2 protein-coding genes are annotated in these 1,422 nt (G+C 66.3%); both read right to left on the bottom strand.

The window, feature by feature from the left end; genetic code table 11:
• The coding region (locus EOA85_RS35240; protein WP_206523471.1) for a GNAT family N-acetyltransferase at nt 1-581 on the bottom strand (581 nt) is incomplete at its 3' end.
• The coding region (argJ, locus tag EOA85_RS35235) for a bifunctional glutamate N-acetyltransferase/amino-acid acetyltransferase ArgJ (protein WP_127212726.1) at nt 581-1,422 on the bottom strand (842 nt) is incomplete at its 5' end. The genes EOA85_RS35240 and argJ, both read right to left, overlap by 1 nt.

Here is a 1,422-nt window from a genome sequence, read left to right as displayed (position 1 = left end):
ATCTCGAACAGTCCGGCAAGATCGCCATCATGGACGCAGATCAGCGTCGCCAGCGGTTCGGTGCCCTTTTCGAGCGCGAACAGCCCGGCTTCCGGCTGGATGGCGCCGATGATCTCCGACAGGCCCGGCCGCAGCGACACATCCGAGCCGCTTACCTTGAGCGACGCGCCGATGAAGCGGCTGATGTCCTTCAGCGGAATCTGGTCCATGGCGGCATCGAGCTGGGCGTCTGAAAGCGGCAGCCGCATGACCAGCGATTCGTCGAATGTGCTCCAGCCTTCGCTGTCGAGATGTTTGGAAAGGACCGGCCCCGACAGCGGCGATATGCGGAAGGTCAGCGGCCGGCCATAGGCGTCGAAGCGGCGGCTGGCGCGGCCGATGCGTTCGGCGATGTGCTGGATGTCGCCCGGATCGAGCGGATTGACCGAATTCAGCCGCTTGGCCGGATGACCCGCCGTCAGCCGCACCACCCAGGTGCCGTCATAATGGACCGCCGCCGCCGGCCAGGCGCGAAAGCCGGCCGCCTCATAGCGGCGCACTATGGCAAGCACGCTTGCCGGATGTCTGGAAACCAACGCCATCAGCTCCGATAATCGCCGTTGATGGCGACATACTCCTTGGTGAGGTCGCAAGTCCACACCGTCGCCTTGCCGCGGCCGATGCCGATATCGGCATGGATGCGGATCTCGTCGCGCTTCATGTAGGCCGATGTCGCCTCTTCGGAGTAGGCGGCGTCGCGCTCGCCCTCATGCGCCAGCCTGATATCGCCGAACCAGATCGACAGAAGGTCGCGGTCGGCCGGTTCGCCGGCCTTGCCGATGGCCATGACGACGCGACCCCAATTGGCATCCTCGCCGGCGACCGCCGTCTTGACCAGCGGCGAATTGGCGATCGACAGCGCGATGCGCTTGGCCGAGCGGGCCGATTGCGCGCCGGTGACGGTGACCTCGACCTGCTTGCGGGCGCCCTCGCCGTCGCGCACCACTTGCAGCGCCAGCGATTTCAGCACCTTGCCGAGCGCGCGGCGGAAGGCGCCGAGGCGCGCATCCCCGGCATCGGTGATGTCAGGCGCGCCGCGCCTGGATGCGGTGCCGGTGGCGAACATCAGCAGCGTGTCGCTGGTCGAGGTGTCGCTGTCGACGGTGACCGCATTGAAGGTCTTGGCCGTGCCGCGTGACAAAAGATCCTGCAGCACGGGGGCTGCGATCGGCGCATCGGTGGCGATGAAGGAGAGCATCGTCGCCATGTCGGGCGCGATCATGCCGGCGCCCTTGGCAATACCGTTGATGGTGACGTCGGCGTCGCCGAGTTTTACCGTCGCGGTCGCCAGTTTCGGATAGGTGTCCGTGGTCATGATCGCCTTGGCGGCTTCGGTCCACAGGTCCGGCCTGCCGTCCTTGACCAGTCCGGCGAGCAGATGGC

This window comes from Mesorhizobium sp. M5C.F.Ca.IN.020.29.1.1 (assembly GCF_003997375.1).
GTDB classification, from domain to species: Bacteria; Pseudomonadota; Alphaproteobacteria; order Rhizobiales; family Rhizobiaceae; genus Mesorhizobium; species Mesorhizobium wenxiniae.
This window is presented reverse-complemented; position numbering and strand designations above follow the sequence as displayed.